General features: G+C 49.9%; 1 protein-coding gene. It reads left to right on the top strand.

Going from position 1 to position 841, the window contains the following annotated elements; translation table 11 throughout:
- On the top strand, window positions 1-841 hold an 841-nt coding region (locus FC20_RS10530), incomplete at both ends, for a hypothetical protein (RefSeq protein WP_056945407.1).

Genomic DNA, 841 nt, shown 5'->3' with positions numbered 1-841 from the left:
AATGTACTGGAACGGCAAGGAAACTTGGGGCGGCAGCACTTGGGACAACATGACCTTGTTCGACGACAATGGTCACCCGCTCCAATCCTTAAACGTCTTCAAGGGGATGCTGAACGGCTACGAATCACCAGCTAATACTGCTTCAAGTGTCAGCGTTAAGGCTAGTGCCGTAAACGGGGATGCCGCTGATTTGGCTGACGTCAAAGACGAAAACGCCGTTAAGGCAGGGCAAGACCTCAGCTTGTCAAACTACCTGGCCGACAGCGCTAAGAAGTACTTGAACGGCGTCAAGGGCACTGCTATTTCTGAAGCATCTCTTGAAGAAATTTTCAAGGGCCTGTCCGACAACTTAAAGAGCGGCCAATTCGCTGGTAAGAGCGGCAGCAACTACCACTACGAATACGTTTTGCCAGGCAAGGACAGTGCGGAAAAGTTAGCCAACTTCTTGAAGGCCAACCAAAACGCTAAGTACGGCGATAATTTAGCTATCAACTACGACGTCAAGTTGGTTAAGGACGCTAAGGCAATCGTTAATGCAACGTCTAAGTTAAGCGCAACTGCTACTGCCGTTTGGGGTCTGGACAATGTTACAATCGATAGTCCAATCGTTAAGGGTCAAGCCTTGTCTAGCGATGACACGGCTGCCTTGGAAAAAGCAATTTCCCAATACCTGACCGGGGAAGAAGGCACGGAAATTTCCGCTGATACCTTCTCCAAGATTACCGACGCCTTGAACGCCGGGGTTGCTTCAAACAAGGAATACCAAGTGAAGTTCACTGACGCAACTAGCGTTTACCACTACGTCTTTTACTTCGACGCAAGCAGCGGCGACCTCGCTGCC

Origin of the sequence: Lactobacillus equicursoris DSM 19284 = JCM 14600 = CIP 110162 (genome assembly GCF_001434815.1) — a bacterium.
Taxonomy (GTDB): Bacteria; Bacillota; Bacilli; order Lactobacillales; family Lactobacillaceae; genus Lactobacillus; species Lactobacillus equicursoris.
This window is presented reverse-complemented; position numbering and strand designations above follow the sequence as displayed.